Source organism: Allobosea sp. P1_A7 (assembly GCF_056406775.1).
In genome coordinates, this window is the sequence record NZ_JBFTZN010000541.1 from 1 (window position 1) to 1,625 (window position 1,625).

Genomic DNA, 1,625 nt, shown 5'->3' on the forward strand with positions numbered 1-1,625 from the left:
GAGAGTGATCGCCATCCTTGGCGCTGGGCCGCTCATTCTGGCGATGCGGACCTGAAAGGGTCGCCGCGACTCTCGTCCAACTTCACCCGCAGACGACGCGGCGCACACCTCAGGCATCCCAATAGCGCGTTTGCACACGGCCTCGGTGGGAAGCCGACCTCTTACATGTGCCAATGCACCGGTCCGGATGCGCCAACTCCGGACATTCGAGGCCTGCCGGAAAGCGGACTTTCAGCCCAGGCCAGAAGACCGTCCTGATCCTGCCTGGCTTCGGTAGCGCAAAGCGTCGACAACGACCTTGAAGGCGGGAAGGTTCTGGCGGCGGCTGGGATAGTAAAGGAAATAGCCGTCGAAAAAGGGCGACCAGTCGTCCAGCACCAGGACCAGTTCGCCCGACGCGATCTGCCGCTCCACTATGTCGTCGGGGACGTAGGCGATGCCATAGCCGTTCACCGCCGCATCGATCATGGCGTAGGAGTTGTTGAAGGTGAGCTGGCCGCTCACCCGGACACGCAATTCCTTTCCGGCTTTTTCGAACTCCCAAGCATAAAGCCCGCCGGCTGTTTCGTGGCGCATGTTGATGCAGACATGCCCGACTAGGTCCTGAGGATGGTCCGGCACTCCGTGCGCAGCGAGATATCCGGGCGAAGCGACCGCTACCAGYCGCCAGTCCGGGCCGATGCGGACCGCGATCATGTCCTTCTCGACGCTCTCACCCAGACGGACCCCTGCGTCGAAACCCTCCTCGACGATGTTGCGGAAGGTGCTGTCGAGGATCAGTTCGACATTGATGTCGGGATAATCCCGCAGGACCGGCCTGAGCTTCGGCCAGACCACGCTTTCAAGCGCATGGTCGGATAGTGTCAGCCTGACCGAGCCCGACGGCTTGTCGCGCAACGCCGTCAGCGCCGCGATCTCGTCCTCGATCTCCGCGATCCGCGGCGTGATCGTCTGGAGCAAGCGCTCGCCCGCGGTCGTGGTCGCGACATTGCGCGTGGTCCGGGTCAGAAGGCGAACGCCCATGCGATCTTCGAGCTGCTTGATCGCGTAGCTGAGAGTCGATTGCGCGACGCCGATCTTCGCCGCCGCCCGGGTGAAGCTGTGCTCCTCGGCCACGATCTGAAACCACCGGAGCTGGTTGAGATCGGTCTTGTCCATGAGAACCCTCGGTGTCTGCCCGCCGAGATTAATCGATCACATCGATCAGTGCATTCCAATTTCGGCGGGTAATCGTTCCGAGCCTGAACCACTATTTTGCACGGCATCAACAGATGCAGGAGCGACCCAACATGGCGGCTACCGCCGTATCGGAGGAAGGAACCAAGCCGACCGCCGCCTGGGGCGCCGTCCTCTCGATGGCGCTTTGCGTGGCGATGCTGATCGCTTCCGAGTTCATGCCGGTCAGCCTGCTGACGCCGATGGCCGAGGGGTTGCGCGCGACCGAGGGCCAGACGGGTCAAGCGATCTCGATCAGCGGTCTCTTCGCGGTGGCGGCGAGCATGGTCATCACCACGGCCGCCGGGACGCTGAACCGGAAATGGGTCCTGGTCGCGATGACGGCCTTCATGCTGGTCTCGCTGGTCCTGGTCGCGGCCGCCCCGAACTTCGCGGTGCTGATGCTCGGT

General features: G+C 63.1%; 1 protein-coding gene and 1 pseudogene. One reads left to right on the forward strand and one right to left on the reverse strand.

Translation table 11 applies throughout. The features are described from left to right. Positions 1-231: 231 nt before the first annotated feature. Positions 232-1,158 carry a LysR family transcriptional regulator gene (locus AC1D34_RS37420; RefSeq protein ID WP_441508972.1) on the reverse strand — a complete coding sequence of 309 codons (927 nt, stop codon included), beginning with the start codon at positions 1,156-1,158 and terminating at the stop codon, positions 232-234. Positions 1,159-1,289: 131 nt separating this feature from the next. Here AC1D34_RS37420 and AC1D34_RS37425 point away from each other — a divergent pair. Further along, positions 1,290-1,625: pseudogene (locus tag AC1D34_RS37425) on the forward strand (MFS transporter); the annotation flags it as partial.